Genomic DNA, 16,790 nt, shown 5'->3' on the forward strand with positions numbered 1-16,790 from the left:
GCCTTCCCCTCCGTGGAGAGTGGGAGACATCATCATAAATTCCGCTGAGTGCGTTGTGGAAAAGATTTTCCAGAGCATTTTTTAACACCCCGGTAAAGAATCCTCTTATCCTTGGCGAGCACACTATCCGGTATCATGTCCAATCTTACGGTCGCTGTCCTCGCCCCTCCCGATTATGCAAAGGACCTGGGAAAGAAAGGGACGACATCCGATATCACCTTCTATAACCTGAAGAAAGGGGATGCCACGGTCACGTTCATCGAACCGACCCGGTACCCGGAGAAACTGTCATCCCTCTTCTATGCAGTCTCCCTGTCCGACCGCATTGTCCTTGTTGTCAGCGAGATCAATGCCTCGTTCGGCGAATGCGTACTGATGCTCCAGTGCGCCGGAAAATCCTCGGGATACCTGATCCTCAAGAACTACATCTCGCCGGACCAGATCGCCCCGCTCATCAAAGGCACGGTCCTCGAACACTACGAGATCCTCGAGGAGGACATGGTCGGCCTGCGCGAGAAGATGCTCGGGATTTCCGTGAAGCAGACTGCCCACCACAAGGACCATGAGTCTGCCGGTAAAGGCGTTGTCCCGATCGATGCCCATTTCAACGTGAAGGGCGTCGGCGTCGTGGTCCTCGGGTCCGTTGCACAGGGTACGATAAAGAAGCACGAGACCCTCAGAGTCCTTCCGACGGAAAAGACAGCGCAGGTCCGGTCCATCCAGAAGCACGACGATGATGCCGAGTCGGCCGTTGCCGGCGACCGCGTCGGCCTGGCCCTGAAGAATATCGAGACCGATGACCTGGACCGCGGGTATGTCCTGACAAACGATCCGGCAATAACGTTCTCCACCACCGTGACCGGGAAAGCCCAGCTCGTGAAGTACTGGCCGGCTCCCTTAAAGGAGGGAATGGTCCTGTATGCCGGGCACTGGATGCAGTTCCTCCCGACGCGCCTGGAGAAGGCGGTTGTGGAAGGCGACTGGAGGATGCCCGTCCTGACCCTGTCGATGGAAAAGGCGCTCGTCTACCCCCCGGGAGCCCGCGTTGTCCTTCACTACCTTGAAGGCGGGAAGCTCAGGGTCGTGGGATCGCTTATCATCGGGTAACATGGAGAGGGCAGGGCACACATGGATAATCCGGATGCTTCCAGCGATACCAGCAACCCCGGCGGTATCTTCGGGAAGTTCCGGCGGTCCCTGGAAACAACCGCCCGGGATCCCGTATCCAGGACCCAGCTGATAAAGTTCTGTTTCGTCGGCATCCTCAACACCATCGTGGGGTACGGCGCTTTTTTTATTCTCGTGAATTACCTGTATTACCTCCTGGCCCTGGCACTGGCCCACATCATCGGCGTGATCCACAGCTACCTCTGGAACAAGTACTGGATCTTCCGGTCGGGAAGGACCAGCCTTGCCGAATTCGTGAAATTCAATGTGGTCTATGTTTTTGTCTTTGCGGCGAATGCCGTTGCCCTGTACATATGCGTAGACCTGCTGTCCGTGGATCCGAGGATTGCCCAGCTGCTGATCCTGCCGGTCATCACCGTCATCAGTTTCTCCGGCCAGAAGCTCTGGACCTTCGGTGCCGGCAGGAGAGAACATTGATAGGTACAGGAGATCAAAAACTGAGTCGGGATCAGCATGTCGAAGCAAACCTACTGGGAAGATAAAAATATTTTCATCACCGGATGCACCGGTCTCCTCGGGTCCTGGCTGACCGAATCCCTTGCCTCGCAGAACGCGAATGTCGTGGGACTCGTGCGAGATTCGGTCCCGAAATCACGGTTTTTTCAGTCCGATATCAGCAAAAACGTGGTGACGGTCCGCGGGGAAATCGAGAATTATTTCCTGCTCGAGCGGATCATCAACGAATACGAGATCGATACTGTTTTCCACCTCGCTGCCCAGACCATCGTCACCCTTGCAAACAAAAACCCGATCCCGACCTTTAAGGCAAATATCGGGGGCACCTGGAATATCCTCGAAGCCTGCCGGCGGGCGTCCCATGTCTCGCGGATTGTCGTTGCCTCGAGCGACAAGGCGTACGGCGACCAGACGGACCTCCCGTACGATGAAACAACGCCGCTCGAGGGGAGGCACCCGTACGACGTCTCCAAGAGCTGTGCCGATCTCCTCTGCCGGGCGTACTACGAGACCTACGACCTGCCGGTCTGCGTGACGCGGTGCGGGAATTTCTACGGGGCCGGGGACCTGAACTTCAACCGGATCATCCCCGGGACGATCCGGTCGGTCTTCCACAACCGGCGCCCGGTCATCCGGAGCGACGGCTCTCCGAAGCGTGACTATTTTTACGTCCGCGACGGTGTCGGGGCCTACACCCTGCTTGCCGAGAAGATGGACAACAAAAAAATCCGCGGGGAAGCGTTCAATTTCAGCACCGAGACACCGTATTCGGTGCTCGAGATCGTGCAGAAGGTCATCGGCATAATGGGAAGCGATCTCGAGCCGGAGGTCCGGAACCAGGCAACCAACGAGATCCAGGACCAGTACCTGTCTGCGAAAAAAGCAAAGAAGATGCTGAACTGGAGATCGCAGTACCCGCTTGAGACCGGGTTGAAGGAAACCATAGACTGGTACACCCGTTTCCTTGAGCAGCAACGGCAAAGGGAGACCCCATGAAAAAACTGATCAGCATCGTGATTCCTGCCTATAACGAGGAATCGGTGCTGGGCGAACTGAAGACCCGGCTGCAGGACATGATGAAGACCTGCCCGGACTATGATTTCGAGGTCATCATCGTCGAGAACGGGTCCGTTGACGCCACGTTTTCAAAGCTCGTCGCCATCCATCACGAGGATCCCCGGTTCAAGATCGTCCAGCTGTCCCGGAACTTCGGCTGCGACGGCGGCATAACGGCCGGGCTCTCGTATGCCCGCGGCGATGCGGCAGTGATCATGAACGCCGACCTGCAGGACCCGCCCGAGCTGATCCCCCGGTTCATCCGGGAATGGGAGAACGGGTACGAAATCATCTACGGGGTGATCCAGAAACGCGAGGGTGTGGGGGTCATGCGCAGGGTTCTTTCACGGCTGGCCTACATGATCATCTTCAAACTGAGCAACCACATGATCCCCGAAAACGCGAGCGATTTCAGGCTGGTGGACCGGAAGGTCTACACTATCATCAATTCCATGAAGGAGAAGAACATCTTCCTCCGGGGCCTCGTGGTCTGGACAGGCTTTAAGCAGCTCGGCATCCCGTTCGAGCGGCAGCCGCGGTTTGCCGGGGAATCGAAAGCGGATTTCAGGACCGTCTGGAACACTGCCATGAACGGCATCTTCTCCTTCTCCTACTTCCCGCTGAAGATCGCGACAGTCATGGGATTTGTGTTCTCGACCCTGACCTTCATCATGGCCCTTGTCGAGATTTACCTGTATCTGGCGTTCGGGCGTGAAGTGCCGGGTTTTACCACGCTGATGCTTGTGATCCTGTTCTGTTTCGGGATGATATTTTTAATGTTCGGGATCATGGGAACGTATATCGAGCGGATTTATGACGAGGTCAAGCAGCGGCCGAATTATATTGTCAACAGCGAGATTGGGTTCGGGCAGGCCCCCCGCCAGTGAGGGGATTCACCGGACCCTGGATCCTGCCGGAATGGAGAACAGGCCGGTCGGATACAGGAGCACGATACACCACGGGATGACACGGGCTGGAGAGAAATAGCATGAGTTCACTTGCGAAAAAAACGGTTCTTGTCACCGGCGCCACCGGATTTGTAGGATCCAACCTGCTCCGATGCCTGCAGGGTTCCGGCGCCGACCTGCACATCATCGCCCGCACATCCTCGAATCTCTGGCGGATCAGCGACATTATCGCCGGTGTCGGGCGCCATACGCCGGACCTGTCCGATGCTGACAGCGTGAAAAAAACTGTCCGCGACATCAGTCCCGATATCATTTTCCACCTCGCCACCTACGGGGGGAGTCCAAGGGAGGACAATTTCCGGCAGATCATGGAATCGAATTTTTTCGGCACCGTGAATCTCGTCGATGCCTGTAAGGACGCCGGCTTCGATCTCTTCGTCAACACCGGCACATCGTCCGAATACGGGATCAAATCCGCCCCCATGAAGGAGACCGACTGCTTAAAACCCGTGAACAATTACGGGATCTCCAAGGCGGCATGCACCCACTACTGCCAGGCGGTTGCCCTGAACGATAACCTCCCGATCGTCACCCTGCGGCTGTTCTCGCCGTACGGGGATTACGAGGACGGCCACCGGCTGGTGCCTTCGGTGATCCTGTCCTGCCTGCAGGGAAAGAACCCGGCGATAACCTCCCGCAGCTTTGTCCGGGACTTTATCTATATCGACGATGTTGTCGACCTGTACAGGCGCCTGGCCGAGATCAGGATCACGCCCGGCGAAATCTTCAATGCCGGCAGCGGCGTCCAGCACAGCGTGGGAGATGTTGTCGATACCGTCATCAGGATCACGGGAAAACCGCTGGAAGCCGTTACCGGGCTCCCGAAGCGGTGGCCGAACGAGCCGGAGGTCTGGCAGGCGGACATGTCAAAGACATCAACATCTTTGAACCGGGCCCCGAAATATGATCTGGAGAACGGCCTGAGAAAGACCGTTGAATGGTTCGCAGCCCACCAGCACCTGTACCGAACATGACCAGGAGTGTTACCCGGTGAAAGTATCAGATTACGTGATCGATTCCCTTGCAGGCCAGGGGGTCACCCATATCTTCGAGATCTGTGGTGGCGCGATATCCCATCTTCTCGACTCGCTCTACGGCCGCACGGATATCACCACGGTCTCGATGCACCACGAGATGGCAGCCTCGATCGCGGCGGAAGGGTATGCCCGGGCGGGGGGCAATATCGGGGTGGCGATGGCAACGAGCGGTCCCGGGGCAACCAACCTCATCACCGGCATCGGGAGCTGTTATTTCGATTCGGTACCCTGCCTGTTCATCACCGGCCAGGTCAACACCTACGAGTACAAGTTCAGAAAACCGGTCCGGCAGATCGGGTTCCAGGAGACCGACATCGTCTCCATCGTCAGGCCGATCGTGAAGGAATCGCATCTCGTGGACGACGAGAAGGCCATCCGCAGGGTCCTTGAGGGATCGTTCGACTGTGCACGGACCGGCCGGCCGGGGCCCGTGCTGATCGACATCCCCCTCAATATCCAGCGGGCCAATGTCGATGTCGCCCGGCTGGAACCCTTCATGAAAAAAGGGAAGGCGGCAAAACGGATCCCTCCCGCCATGCTGAAAAAGATCCACGCACAGATCCGGTCCTCTGAGCGGCCGGTGATCCTTGCCGGCGGGGGCGTCCGGGCGTCGGGCGCCTGCGCCGAACTCGGCCGGTTCGCCCGGGCAACGGGGATCCCCGTTGTCTCGTCCCTCATGGGACTGGACGCGTTCCCGCATGACGACCCCCTGTTCTCGGGCATGATCGGGACCTACGGGAACCGGTACGCGAACCTGGCCGTGGCGAATGCCGACTTCATCCTCGCCCTTGGCACGCGGTTTGATACCCGGCAGACCGGGACACGGCCGGAGACCTTTGCACGTGTCGCGAAGATCGTCCACGTGGACATCGATCCCCGGGAACTGGGTAACAAGATCCAGCCCTGGATCGCGGTACAGTCGGATATCCGGCACTTCCTTGAAGCGATGACCAGCCATGGCGGGATGAATGACCCCCTGCCGGACTTCTCAGCCTGGCGCCTCCGTATCGCGGGATACCGGGAGAAATACCCCGATTTCACCCGGCCGGAAAAACCTGCGATCGACCCGAATTACTTCTTCCATCTCCTCTCACAGCAGCTCCCCGCCGGCTCTATTGTCTGCGTGGATGTCGGCCAGATCCAGATGTGGGCCGCCCAGAGCCTGAGGATTACGGAAACGCAGCGGTTCCTGACTGAGGGGGGCATGGCATCCATCGGCTCGGCGCTGCCCATGGCCATCGGCGCCTCCTTTGCGCAGCCGGGGAAACCGGTCGTGGCTGTTTCGGGCGACGGGGGGTTCCAGCTGAACATCCAGGAACTCCAGACCCTGTTCCACCACCAGCGCCCGGTCAAGGTCATCGTCCTGAACAACGGCGGGTACGGCATGATCCGGCAGTTCCAGGAGCAGTACCTCAGCTGCCGGTTCCAGTCGTCGGGGATCGGGTACAGCAACCCGGATTTCCAGGCCGTTGTCTCCGCCTATAAAATACCCGCCCGGAAGATCACGCGCAACGACGAGATCCCCGCCGCCCTGCAGCACCTGTTTTCGGACATGAAGCCGGAGTTCCTCGAGGTTGTCCTTGACGAAACTGCGAGGGTCCGGCCGAAACTTGCCGTGAACAGGCCGGTTGAGGACCAGGAACCCCTGCTCGACCGCAGCGAACTGCGGGAGAACATGATTGTCGATATGTTACCGGAGCCAGATATCCCATGAAGACCGAGAAAGAGATCCGCGAGGAAATTGCCCGCCTTGTGAAAGCATTCCACGCTGCGAAATCCCGGGAGGAGTTCATCCCCGGCACCACGCCGGTGCACTATGCCGGCCGGGTATACGATGAGAACGAACTCGTCAGCCTCGTCGATTCCTCCCTTGATTTCTGGCTCACGACCGGGCGGTATGCCGAGCAGTTCGAGCGGGAGTTTGCGGCGTTCCTTGGCGTGAAATACGCTCTCCTGACCAACTCCGGCTCCTCGGCAAACCTCCTCGCCCTCTCGGCCCTGACCTCGCCCACGCTCGGCGGGGACCGGCTGAAACCCGGCGACGAGGTCATCACGATGGCGTGCGGTTTTCCCACGACCCTCAACCCGATCCTCCAGAATAACCTCGTGCCGGTCTTCCTGGATGTCGAGCAGGGGACGTACAATATCATGGCCGACCGGATCGAAGACGCGATCTCGGACAGGACAAAAGCGATCATGATCCCGCACACCCTCGGGAATCCCGCAGACCTCGACACCATAGGGAAAAGCGTGAAAAAGCACGACCTCTGGTTCATCGAGGACACCTGCGATGCCCTCGGGTCCCGGTACCGGGGAAAATTCACGGGAACGTTCTCCGACATCTCCACGTTCAGTTTCTACCCGGCCCACCACATCACGATGGGCGAGGGCGGGGCGGTCTGCACCGACAACCCGGCGCTGAAACGGATCATCGCCTCGTTCCGCGACTGGGGCAGGGACTGCTGGTGCGACCCGGGCTGCGACAACTCGTGCAGGAAGCGGTTCGACTGGCAGCTGGGCGGCCTCCCCCACGGGTACGATCACAAGTATATCTACTCCCACATCGGGTACAACCTCAAGGTCACGGACATGCAGGCTGCCATCGGCGTCGAGCAGCTGAAGAAACTGCCGGGGTTCATCGAAGCGCGGAAGAAGAACTTCCGGACCCTGACGGACGGCCTGAAAAAATTCGAACAATACCTCCTGCTCCCGCATGCAACCCCGCACGCGGATCCCAGCTGGTTCGGCCTTCCCATCATCGTCCGCCCGTCCGCCCCCTTCACCCGCGAAGATATCGTCCGGTATCTCGAGAACCGCCGGATCGCGACGCGGATGCTCTTTGGCGGAAACCTGCTCAAACAGCCGGCGTACGCGGGTATGCAGTACCGGCTCTCCGGCACGCTGGAAAACACCGACCTTGTCATGAACAACCTGTTCTGGATTGGAGTGTATCCCGGGCTGACGGATGAGAAGATCCGGTATGTGCTCGATACGTTCGGCGCATTCTTTTCCGGATACCCGTAAGATCCCGGCCGCACGATCATCCGGGATCACACCAGGTCTCCCAATCACCCTTATCTGATGAAACGATCATCATAATGTGAGAACCATGATCGAATGGATTATCCTCGGCATTGTTGCCTTAGTGGTTGCAGGGCTGGTCCTGTGGGCGATCGGCATCTACAACCGGTTCATCAGCCTTAGGAACTCGTCGGAAGCAACGCTCGGCCAGATCCGTGTTGCCATGAAGAAGCGGCTCGACATGATCGATCAGCTCCTCGGCTCGGTCAAGAGCTATGCGAAGTTCGAGAAAGAAACTCTCGAGCGTGTCACTGCCATGCGGGCAAGTGTTGCAACCGCGTCGCCCGGCGACCTGAACAAGGTCGAGGCGGAGTCCCGCTCCATCTTCGGGCGGCTCCTTGCCGTTGCCGAGAACTATCCCGACCTCAAGACCTCCGGGACCGTCATGAGCATGATGGACTCGGTCAAGGGCCTCGAGGACGAGATCGCCCGCCAGCGGTATACGTACAACAACATCTCGCAGGAATTCAACACGATGAGGGAGACCATCCCCTCGAACTTCGTTGCCATGATCATGGGCCTTTCCAAGCTCGAGTACCTCGAGTTCGAGGAAGCCATCAAGACACCCCCGAAGATCGAGTTCTAAAGGGTAATTCCCGTGAGCGAGACACGTCAACTGGCATGGGTTGTGGGAGCCGGGCTCGCGCTCGGCCTCGTCGCCCTGCTCCTCGTCACCGCGGTCGGCCCGCTCTTTGAAGGCGATCTCACGGTTGCTTCCTACGAGGCGGTGCTGGATATGGAGGGCGGCCTTTCCGAGCACTACACGTATAACGTCGGCACCAGCGGCGAGTACCGGATGCTGTACCGTGTCTGGGAGGCGCCGGTCACAACCGGGACGAGTGATCAGCCGTACGTCCAGCTGAAATCCATGAACCCCGCGCCCGGGACGATCGGCTATATCAAGGACGACTCGGGGACCGTGACGCTGTTCGGCCCTTCTGCAACGGAATCGGCGAAGAGCACGATCGATGATCTCGCGTATTATGATGAAGTCGGGATCTTCAATCCGTCGCGGTACAATGCAGGGCAGTACTCCGCAGAGTACAGGTATGTCATCAACCCCCCGCTTGAAGAGGATGCCACGACAACCCACCTGAACCTGAAGCTGGCCGGCGAGGAGCACATCCCGTACCGGCAGGTGAAAGTCACTCTCCCGGCGCAGGGTATCGACAAGGTGTACGTCTACCCGCCGCTCCTGAAGACCGAAAAATCCGGGGACACGTACGTGATCTCCGGCAGCCTTGCGGCCAACGAGATCCTTGCAGTCGAGATCCTGGGATCGAAAGAGGCGTTCAGCCGTTTCCCGGGATTCCGGAGCGCTGTTGACGATGTGAAGGGAAAGACAGAATCCGCAGCATTCTGGTACAACCTTCCGTACTACGCAGCCTATCTCCTGAATCTTCTTGCCATGATCGCGGTCATCCTCGTACCGCTCCTCCTCATCGTCATCTACAACCGGTACGGGCGGGAGAAGGAGTTCACTGTCCCCGGGTTCCTGAGCACGCTCCCGGGTAAAAACCTCAAACCCTGGGAGGTCAACCTGCTCTTCAAAGGCGATGCCCAGGACTTCGATGAGGACGGGTACTACGCAACCCTGCTGGATCTCCACCGCCGGAAAAATATCGTTATTACCGAAAAAGGGGAAGGAAAGGGCGTTGTTGTGAAGATCCTGTCCGATGCCGGCCTGGACCCGTACGAACAGCGGGTGCTGCTGTTCCTCCGGCTGGTCTCCGATAACGGCGTGCTCGACACGGATTCCATCGAAGCCCTGGCAAAGAAAGCGCAGGTGAACAGGACTGCCGAAGAGAAGACGCTGAAATACCAGCGCTCCCTCACCGATGTCACGAGCAGGGTCGACACAACCCTCGTCTCGCAGTACATAGTTGACGGAAGGGATCACATCCTGCCGCTGGGGCTCGCCGGGATCGTGATGTTTGCGATCAGCCTGATTTTATTCTTTGTCGCGTCAATGCAGTCGTACATTCTCTCCCCGGCGGTCATCCTCTGGGGTGTCGTGATCATCCAGGCCGCGATCGCGTTTGCCGCCCCGTCCACGCTCTTCGGTCACTGGAAAGACGACCATTACCAGGAGAAACTGGAGTGGGACGCGTTCACGCACTTCCTCTCTGATATGGCGATGATCCGCAAGTACGCTCCTGCCGATATCGTGATGTGGGGTGACTGGCTGGTGTACGGCACCGCGCTCGGCGTCGGTGACAAGGTGGAGCAGGCCATGAAATCCCTCAATATCCGCGTGGCGGATGCCGGCATACCGGTCGGCGCTATCGGCATGAACCATGCCTTCATGCCCCTCATGACGTTCTCGCCCCCGAGCCACGGAAGTTCCGGTGGCGGAGGCTTTGGCGGCGGGGGAGGTTTTGGCGGAGGCGGCGGGTTCGGCGGCGGCGGTGCCGGGGGCCGGTAGGTCCGGACCCGAACCTCTCTTCTCTCCCTTTTTCAGAACACCGGGCTCTGGGAAAACTATGTTAGCAGGTACTGTATAGTCTCCCTTATGGCAGGTGAGCAGGGAAGTCCCATAACGGCCGGAGAATCCCACGAGATATTGCCGGCCTATGAAGAACGGGGATTCTGTGTCGTCTGTAAAAACGGCGGTACGCAGACAACGGCATCCCGCAGCATCGGCGATATCATGGCCTTCACCGGCGGGACGGACCTTGCATGGATCGATTACGTTGTCGAAGACGTGGAACACGACGTGAGAACTGCTGCCCTGACCCTCGGCTTCTCGGAACTCCTCATCAACACCCTCTTAAAGAGCCAGAAGACCGCCTACGAGGATCTCGATGACGAGCTCGGCCTCCTGCTGCCCGCGATTTACATGCAGGGATTCGATATCCGGCTGGAGCCGCTGTACATCTTTATCAGGAAAAACGTCATTGTCACGCTCCACTCGCGGGAGGTCAGGCGTTTTTTCCGGATGCGGCGGTATGCCGGGACCCTGATGCGGAAGATTCCGGCAAACATTTTACCCAGCGACAAGATAACCCATCTCCTGATCCGGATCATCGACGAGAATAATTCCCGGAACTTCGATTACCTCTCCGGTATCGAGGAGCAGGGGGACACTCTCAGCCGGGAACTCGCGGACCCGAAAACGCCGCGGGAGGTGATCGGCCCCAAGATCTACCTGATGAAACACGCGCTCATCGTCTATGTCGGGGGGCTCTGGGCAACGGTCGACACGCTCAACTCGCTCCGGTACGGGGATGCCGAGCTGCTGACGGACGATGAGAAGATCCTCGGGCGGATCAATGCCCTGATCGGCGAGCTGCAGGCGCAGATCGGGCTTGCGGAACACCTCTCCGAGGTCCTTGCAAGCGGCCTCGAGGTGCTCCAGTCCATCTACAACAACCAGCTCCAGATCCTGAACAACAAACTGGCCCTGCTCGGCGCGTACCTCGCGATCATCGCGACAGCGCTCCTGGTGCCGAACACGATCGCAACCGTTGCCGGGAACTCCATGTTCCAGTTTAATGCAACGCATATCCCCCTGTACCTGGGAACCATCGTCACGACAACGATAATCTCCACGTTCCTCGCATGGTGGGGGGTTAAGCGCCTGGGGCTCCTCCCCGAAACCCCGGACTGACCAAGGCCCCGGCACCGCGTTTTTGGCCGGCCGGGATAAAGTTCAAAATATAAACCGGCAGAAACCATATGAATAGCTACGAGGGAACCTGATCTTATGCAGTACACCGAAGGACAGATCGGCCGGGTCTTTGTCGTCCGGATCGACGATGGCGAGGATATGCTGCATGCGATCCGCCAGTTCGTTGTGGACAAGAACATCCAGGCCGGCTCGATCCAGTTCCTTGGCGCCCTCATGAACGGGCGCATGGTGACCGGCCCGGAGGAACCGGTCATCCCCCCGGTCCCGCATTTTGTCCTGTTCGAAGGCGGCTGGGAGGTCTTCGGTGTCGGGACCATCTACCCGGGCGACGACGGCCCGCATATCCACTTCCACGGGTCGGTCGGCAGGTCCGGCCATGCCCTCACCGGCTGCCTCCGGGAAAAAGCGGTCACCTACCTCATCGTGGAAGCGGTCATCACGGAGTTCACCGGCCTCACGGCCCGCCGGGAATTCGATGAGAAGATGCAGGTGCACCTCCCGATGCTTGGCGAGAGAAAACCTGCAGACAAAAAGCAGCAGAAGCTGCAGATCGCCGGTGAGGAAGAGAAGAAGAAGGAACAGGCCCCTGAAAAAGAGGAGAAAGCCGACGACCTCCCCGGGGGCCTTGCCGAGATCATCCGGGACCTCACCCGCCGCCCGTCCGGATAGGATCCCCCGGTCCCGTCCGTGTTTTTTCCCTGCTTATGTCCCGGCAGCCCCTTTTTCTCCCGATGTCTCCTGAAGAAGGGGAGAAGCTGGGCATCCACGGGTTCGATATCATCCTTGTCACCGGGGATGCGTACGTCGATCATCCTTCGTTTGGCACGGCCCTGATCGGCCGGGTCCTCTGGGACGCCGGCTTCACTGTCGGGGTCATTGCCCAGCCGTCCGTGCAGACCGCGGACGATTTCCGGAAGCTCGGGAAGCCCCGCCTGTTCTTTGGCATCTCCTCGGGAAATGTCGACTCGATGGTGAACAATTACACGCCGAACCTGAAACGGCGGAGCGACGACGTGTATTCCCCGGGCGGGGTCCCGCACCGGCCGGACCGGGCCACGATCGTGTACGCGAACCGGGTGCATGAATGCTTCCCCGGTGTGCCGGTTATCCTCGGGGGCATCGAGGCGAGCCTGCGGAGGTTCGCCCACTATGATTACTGGCAGGACCGGGTCCGGCAGTCCATACTCGCCGATGCCCCGGCCGACCTGCTGGTCTTCGGGATGGGCGAGCTGCAGGTCGTGGAGATTGCCCGGCGCCTCGCGGACGGTGAACCCGTCCGGGCGCTCCGGAATATCCGGGGCACCTGTTACACGATGGAAGTCGCAGAATGGCGGAGCGCCCGTCCCGCGGGAGTTGCTGAGATCCCGGGTTTTCCGGAGGTCTCGAAAGACAAGGCTGCATATGCCCGTGCCTTTGCGCTGCATTACCGAGAACAGGATCCGGTCCGGGGGAAGGCGGTTGCCCAGCCGCACCCGAAGACGGTCGTGGTCCAGAACCCCCCGGCCCGCCCGCTCACAACGGAAGAGCTGGACCGGATCTACGAGCTCCCGTACACCCGCCGGGAACATCCCTCCTACAAAAAACCCGTCCCGGCGCTCGAACCGGTCCGGTTCTCGGTGACCAGCCACCGCGGGTGTTTCGGCTCGTGCTCGTTCTGCGCCCTGACGCACCACCAGGGCAGGATCATCCAGAGCCGGAGCACCGACTCGATCGTCCGCGAAGTCACCCGGATGACGAAGATGCCGGGTTTCAAAGGCGTTATCCAGGACATCGGCGGCCCGACGGCAAACATGTACGGCCTCTCGTGCGCCCTGTGGGAAAAATGCGGGGCCTGTGAGGACAAGCGCTGCAGCCCGGCCTGCAAAACCCTGCGGACCAGCCACGAAGAGCAGTGCAGGATGCTTGCCCGGGTCCGGCAGATCCCCGGCGTGAAACACGTTTTCATCGGCTCTGGGATCCGCTACGATCTTGCCCTTGCCGACGATGCCGGGTACCTGGATGCGGTCTGCGACCACAATATCTCCGGCCACCTCAAGGTTGCGCCGGAGCATATCTCGCCGTCCGTCACCCGCATCATGAACAAGCCGGGCCGCGAGGTCTTCGACCGGTTCCGGGCCCGGTTCGAGGCCCGTCAGCAGGGGAAGAAGAAGCGCCAGTACATCCTGCCGTACTTCATGTCCGGCCATCCCGGGTGCACGATCAATGATATGGTCGACCTCGCCCTCTACATCCGCGACAACAACCTGTACACCGAGCAGGTGCAGGACTTCACCCCGACGCCGATGAGCGTTGCGACATGCATGTATTACACCGGCCTCGACCCGTTCACCATGAAGCCGGTGCACGTGCCCCGGGGCGAGGAGAAGAAGATCCAGCGGGCCCTCATGCAGTACCGTGACCCGAAGAACCGTGCTCTCGTGATCGAGGGGCTGAAGAGGGCCGGGCGGGAGGATTTGATCGGGAGCGGGCCCGGATGTCTTGTGAGCGGGAAGAGCGGGGGCTCCAGCTACTTTGGGAAACCGCGATCCGGATGAAAGAGAGAGAGGTTAATGTCATAGTTTTTTCTCTCACTATAGTTGTTTTTTCTATATCATAAAAATCAAAACAGCTGTTTTAATAAATGTTTAAGAGATACCTTGAATTTATGCCAGTGCCATGAGACGGATGCGAGGATCGGTTTTCAGGACACCGGACAAAGAAAGGAAGGACGGGTTCACCGACCGTGGAAAGCTGATGAACGCCGCCTGCCCGTAGGCATGGATCAATTTGCTTCTCCGATGATGAAGGTTTGGGTCATGCCGGAAGGCTATCAGTGTTTATGCGAGAAGTGGGTGAGGCATGACCTGGATACAGAGAGTATTTCCTGCCGCCATTGTGCTGCTTATCATATGGTGTAATGTTGCGTTTGTAAGTGCTGAGATCAATTTTACGGTTGTTGAATACACAGCTCCCGGGATCTATACTTATACGGTTCCTGATGAAGTGCGGTCATTGTATATTGCAGTTGCAGGAGCCGGCGGCGGTGGCGGCGGGGGCTCCGGGGGTGTCGGAAGTCCGACTCTTGGCGTTCATTCAGGCTCCGGTGGCGGCGGCGGAGGATCTGGTTATTACCAGCTTCAGACTATTGAGGTAACTGCCGGCGATGAAATTGAAATATCAGTTGGAGCCGGTGGAGCAGGTGGTACTGGGAGTTCCTATCTTTACGGGCCGACCTGGGATTGTTCTGCCGCGTCAGATGGGTCATACGGCGGAGCATCGCAGGCAGGGGATATTATTGCAAACGGCGGTTCTCCCGGGACAGGTTCACCATGTTATAACTCCGTTGGGACAAACGGTGCAGGACAATCCACGGGAACGCCTCCCTCCGGCATCACTGGCGGCAGTGGCGGGGCTGGTGCCGGCTTATTCGGCGGTTCGCGGGGAGCCGGCGGAAGCGGTGGTGGCGGTGGATCCGGTTCTAATACCTCTTCGACCGGATGGGGCCAGGGTGGTAATGGTGCCAGCGGTGCGAACGGATATATTCGGATTGAGCCGATCAAACCCCCTGTCCCGGTTGCTGGTTTTACCGTGTCACAATATTCCGGCCAATATCCGATGAACGTGCAGTTCACAGATATCTCGATCGGGTACCCGACTAGCTGGACATGGAATTTTGGAGACAGCACACCAGAATTTACCACTACAAATCCCTTCTCGAAGGATGTGAACCATACGTATATCTCGGCGGGAACCTACACTGTCACACTGACCGCTACAAATTCCCAGGGAAGCGGGAGTGTATCGCACCAGGTGTATGTTGCCGGGCCGCCGGCGGCACCGACACAGAATGTTGTGGAGTACACGTCGCCGGGCGTTTACAATTACACCGTCCCGGCAGAGATCCGGTCGGTCTATGTGATGGTAGTCGGTGCCGGTGGCGGCGGAGGAGGAGGATCCGGTGGCGGAGGTAATGGTTCGGCCTCTCACTATGGAGCACCTGCCGGAGGCGGAGGATCCGGTTATGGCCAGATATACACGGTCAACGTCACACCGGGAGAAATGATACCGGTTGAAGTCGGTCTCGGAGGATACGGTGGCATGGGCGGGTTGTATGATTTCCGGTATTCTCCGTGGATTTGTAATGCCGGAATGGACGGTCTGGCCGGAGGGGCCTCGCAGTTTGGCAGCGTGGTCATGGCCGGAGGCCAGCCGGGCAAGGGATCTGTCTGCTATACAACCGTCGGGACAAACGGGACCGGCTACAATTCTGGAACAGCCGGGACACCGACACCACCTCAATATACGACGACTGCCGGAACCGGCGGGTCCGGTGGGGCCGGATATTCAGCGAACGGTGTCCGCGGAGCCGGCGGCAGTGGCGGAGCCGGTGGATATTATACGAAGTATTCCGGCTACGGGAATGGCTGGAGTCCGTGGGGCAACGGGTGGAGCGGTGCATCAGGGAGCAACGGGTATGTCCGTATCGAACCGATCAAGCCGCCGGTACCGGTTGCCGGGTTCAATATCATGCCGTATTCCGGCCAGTATCCGGTGAATGTGCAGTTCACGGATATTTCGATCGGATATCCCACGAGATGGAGCTGGAATTTCGGTGACGGTTCGCCGGCATTTACGACAACGGATCCTAGCCAGAAGGATGCGAACCACACGTATACCGCAGCCGGGACGTACACGGTGACACTGACAGTGAACAACACGCAGGAGGCGGCATCGGTCTCGCACCAGGTTTACATCGCCGGGCCGCCCGCAGCACCGACGCAGAATGTTGTTGAGTACACGTCGCCGGGTGTTTATAATTATACCGTCCCGGCAGAGATCCGGTCGGTCTATGTGATGGTAGTCGGTGCCGGTGGCGGCGGCGGAGGAGGATCCGGCGGCGGAGGCAATGGTTCGGCCTCTCACTATGGAGCACCTGCCGGAGGCGGAGGATCCGGGTATGGCCAGATATACACGGTCAACGTCACACCTGGGGATGTTATTCCGGTGGAGGTCGGCCTTGGAGGGTATGGCGGCATGGGCGGGTTGTATGATTTCCGGTATTCTCCGTGGATTTGTAATCCCGGAATGGACGGTCTGGCCGGAGGCGACTCACAATTTGGTAATGTGGTCATGGCCGGAGGCCAGCCCGGGAGAGGATCGGTTTGTCACACGACCGTCGGAACAAACGGAACCGGATATATTTCGGGAACGGCCGGAACACCGACACCGCCGCAGTATACGAACAGTGCCGGGACCGGCGGGTCTGGAGGATCCGGATACTCAGCGAACGGTGTCCGCGGAGCCGGCGGCAGTGGCGGAACCGGTGGATATTATACGAAGTATTCCGGCTACGGGAATGGCTGGAGTCCGTGGGGCAACGGGTGGAGCGGTGCA

The 16,790-nt window shown here is 59.1% G+C and carries 13 protein-coding genes; all 13 read left to right on the top strand.

All coding sequences use genetic code 11. The features are described 5' to 3' along the window. Nucleotides 1–135 precede the first annotated feature (135 nt). The gene (locus A4E33_RS06865) at nt 136–1,107 is read left to right on the top strand and encodes an EF-Tu/IF-2/RF-3 family GTPase (RefSeq protein WP_292346946.1); all 972 of its coding nucleotides are present in this window, start codon (nt 136–138) and stop codon (nt 1,105–1,107) included. A 21-nt stretch (nt 1,108–1,128) separates the two neighbouring features. Further along, the gene (locus A4E33_RS06870; RefSeq protein WP_292346947.1) at nt 1,129–1,605 is read left to right on the top strand and encodes a GtrA family protein; all 477 of its coding nucleotides are present in this window, start codon (nt 1,129–1,131) and stop codon (nt 1,603–1,605) included. Between the two features lie 36 nt (nt 1,606–1,641). Further along, complete coding sequence (locus tag A4E33_RS06875; RefSeq protein ID WP_292346948.1) at nt 1,642–2,640, top strand: GDP-mannose 4,6-dehydratase; 999 nt, start codon at nt 1,642–1,644, stop codon at nt 2,638–2,640. Next, nucleotides 2,637–3,587: a glycosyltransferase family 2 protein gene (locus A4E33_RS06880; protein WP_292346949.1), complete on the top strand. Its 951-nt coding sequence runs from the start codon at nt 2,637–2,639 to the stop codon at nt 3,585–3,587. Before A4E33_RS06875 ends, A4E33_RS06880 begins: the two co-directional genes overlap by 4 nt. 101 nt (nt 3,588–3,688) lie before the next feature. Then, the gene (locus A4E33_RS06885; RefSeq protein ID WP_292346950.1) at nt 3,689–4,642 is read left to right on the top strand and encodes an NAD(P)-dependent oxidoreductase; all 954 of its coding nucleotides are present in this window, start codon (nt 3,689–3,691) and stop codon (nt 4,640–4,642) included. A gap of 16 nt (nt 4,643–4,658) precedes the next feature. After that, nucleotides 4,659–6,419, top strand: a complete 1,761-nt coding sequence (locus tag A4E33_RS06890; RefSeq protein ID WP_292346951.1) for a thiamine pyrophosphate-binding protein — start codon at nt 4,659–4,661, stop codon at nt 6,417–6,419. After that, entirely contained in the window at nt 6,416–7,729 is a 1,314-nt protein-coding gene (gene rfbH, locus A4E33_RS06895) for a lipopolysaccharide biosynthesis protein RfbH (RefSeq protein WP_292346952.1), read from the top strand. Before A4E33_RS06890 ends, rfbH begins: the two co-directional genes overlap by 4 nt. 85 nt (nt 7,730–7,814) lie before the next feature. Continuing rightward, a complete protein-coding gene (locus A4E33_RS06900) occupies nt 7,815–8,372 on the top strand; it encodes a LemA family protein (protein ID WP_292346953.1) in 558 nt (185 codons plus the stop codon). A 12-nt stretch (nt 8,373–8,384) separates the two neighbouring features. Next, a complete protein-coding gene (locus A4E33_RS06905; protein WP_292346954.1) occupies nt 8,385–10,211 on the top strand; it encodes a DUF2207 domain-containing protein in 1,827 nt (608 codons plus the stop codon). Nucleotides 10,212–10,298: 87 nt separating this feature from the next. Continuing rightward, the gene (locus tag A4E33_RS06910) at nt 10,299–11,396 is read left to right on the top strand and encodes a CorA family divalent cation transporter (RefSeq protein WP_292346955.1); all 1,098 of its coding nucleotides are present in this window, start codon (nt 10,299–10,301) and stop codon (nt 11,394–11,396) included. 96 nt (nt 11,397–11,492) lie between these two features. Then, on the top strand, nt 11,493–12,086 hold the full coding sequence (locus A4E33_RS06915; RefSeq protein WP_292346956.1) for a PPC domain-containing DNA-binding protein: 594 nt from the start codon (nt 11,493–11,495) through the stop codon (nt 12,084–12,086). Between the two features lie 35 nt (nt 12,087–12,121). Further along, nucleotides 12,122–13,951, top strand: coding sequence for a YgiQ family radical SAM protein (locus A4E33_RS06920; RefSeq protein WP_292346957.1), 1,830 nt, complete (start codon nt 12,122–12,124; stop codon nt 13,949–13,951). A 304-nt stretch (nt 13,952–14,255) separates the two neighbouring features. Next, nucleotides 14,256–16,790 (top strand): PKD domain-containing protein (locus A4E33_RS06925; protein WP_292346958.1); only part of this gene is annotated, 2,535 nt, incomplete at its 3' end.

The organism is Methanoregula sp. PtaB.Bin085, from assembly GCF_002067035.1.
Classification (GTDB): Archaea; Halobacteriota; Methanomicrobia; order Methanomicrobiales; family Methanospirillaceae; genus Methanoregula.

Coding starts and splice junctions, on each gene's coding strand:
- A4E33_RS06865 (WP_292346946.1), top strand. CDS start 136: ATGTCCAATCTTACGGTCGCTGTCCTCGCCCCTCCCGATTATGCAAAG.
- A4E33_RS06870 (WP_292346947.1), top strand. CDS start 1,129: ATGGATAATCCGGATGCTTCCAGCGATACCAGCAACCCCGGCGGTATC.
- A4E33_RS06875 (WP_292346948.1), top strand. CDS start 1,642: ATGTCGAAGCAAACCTACTGGGAAGATAAAAATATTTTCATCACCGGA.
- A4E33_RS06880 (WP_292346949.1), top strand. CDS start 2,637: ATGAAAAAACTGATCAGCATCGTGATTCCTGCCTATAACGAGGAATCG.
- A4E33_RS06885 (WP_292346950.1), top strand. CDS start 3,689: ATGAGTTCACTTGCGAAAAAAACGGTTCTTGTCACCGGCGCCACCGGA.
- rfbH (WP_292346952.1), top strand. CDS start 6,416: ATGAAGACCGAGAAAGAGATCCGCGAGGAAATTGCCCGCCTTGTGAAA.
- A4E33_RS06900 (WP_292346953.1), top strand. CDS start 7,815: ATGATCGAATGGATTATCCTCGGCATTGTTGCCTTAGTGGTTGCAGGG.
- A4E33_RS06910 (WP_292346955.1), top strand. CDS start 10,299: ATGGCAGGTGAGCAGGGAAGTCCCATAACGGCCGGAGAATCCCACGAG.
- A4E33_RS06915 (WP_292346956.1), top strand. CDS start 11,493: ATGCAGTACACCGAAGGACAGATCGGCCGGGTCTTTGTCGTCCGGATC.
- A4E33_RS06920 (WP_292346957.1), top strand. CDS start 12,122: ATGTCCCGGCAGCCCCTTTTTCTCCCGATGTCTCCTGAAGAAGGGGAG.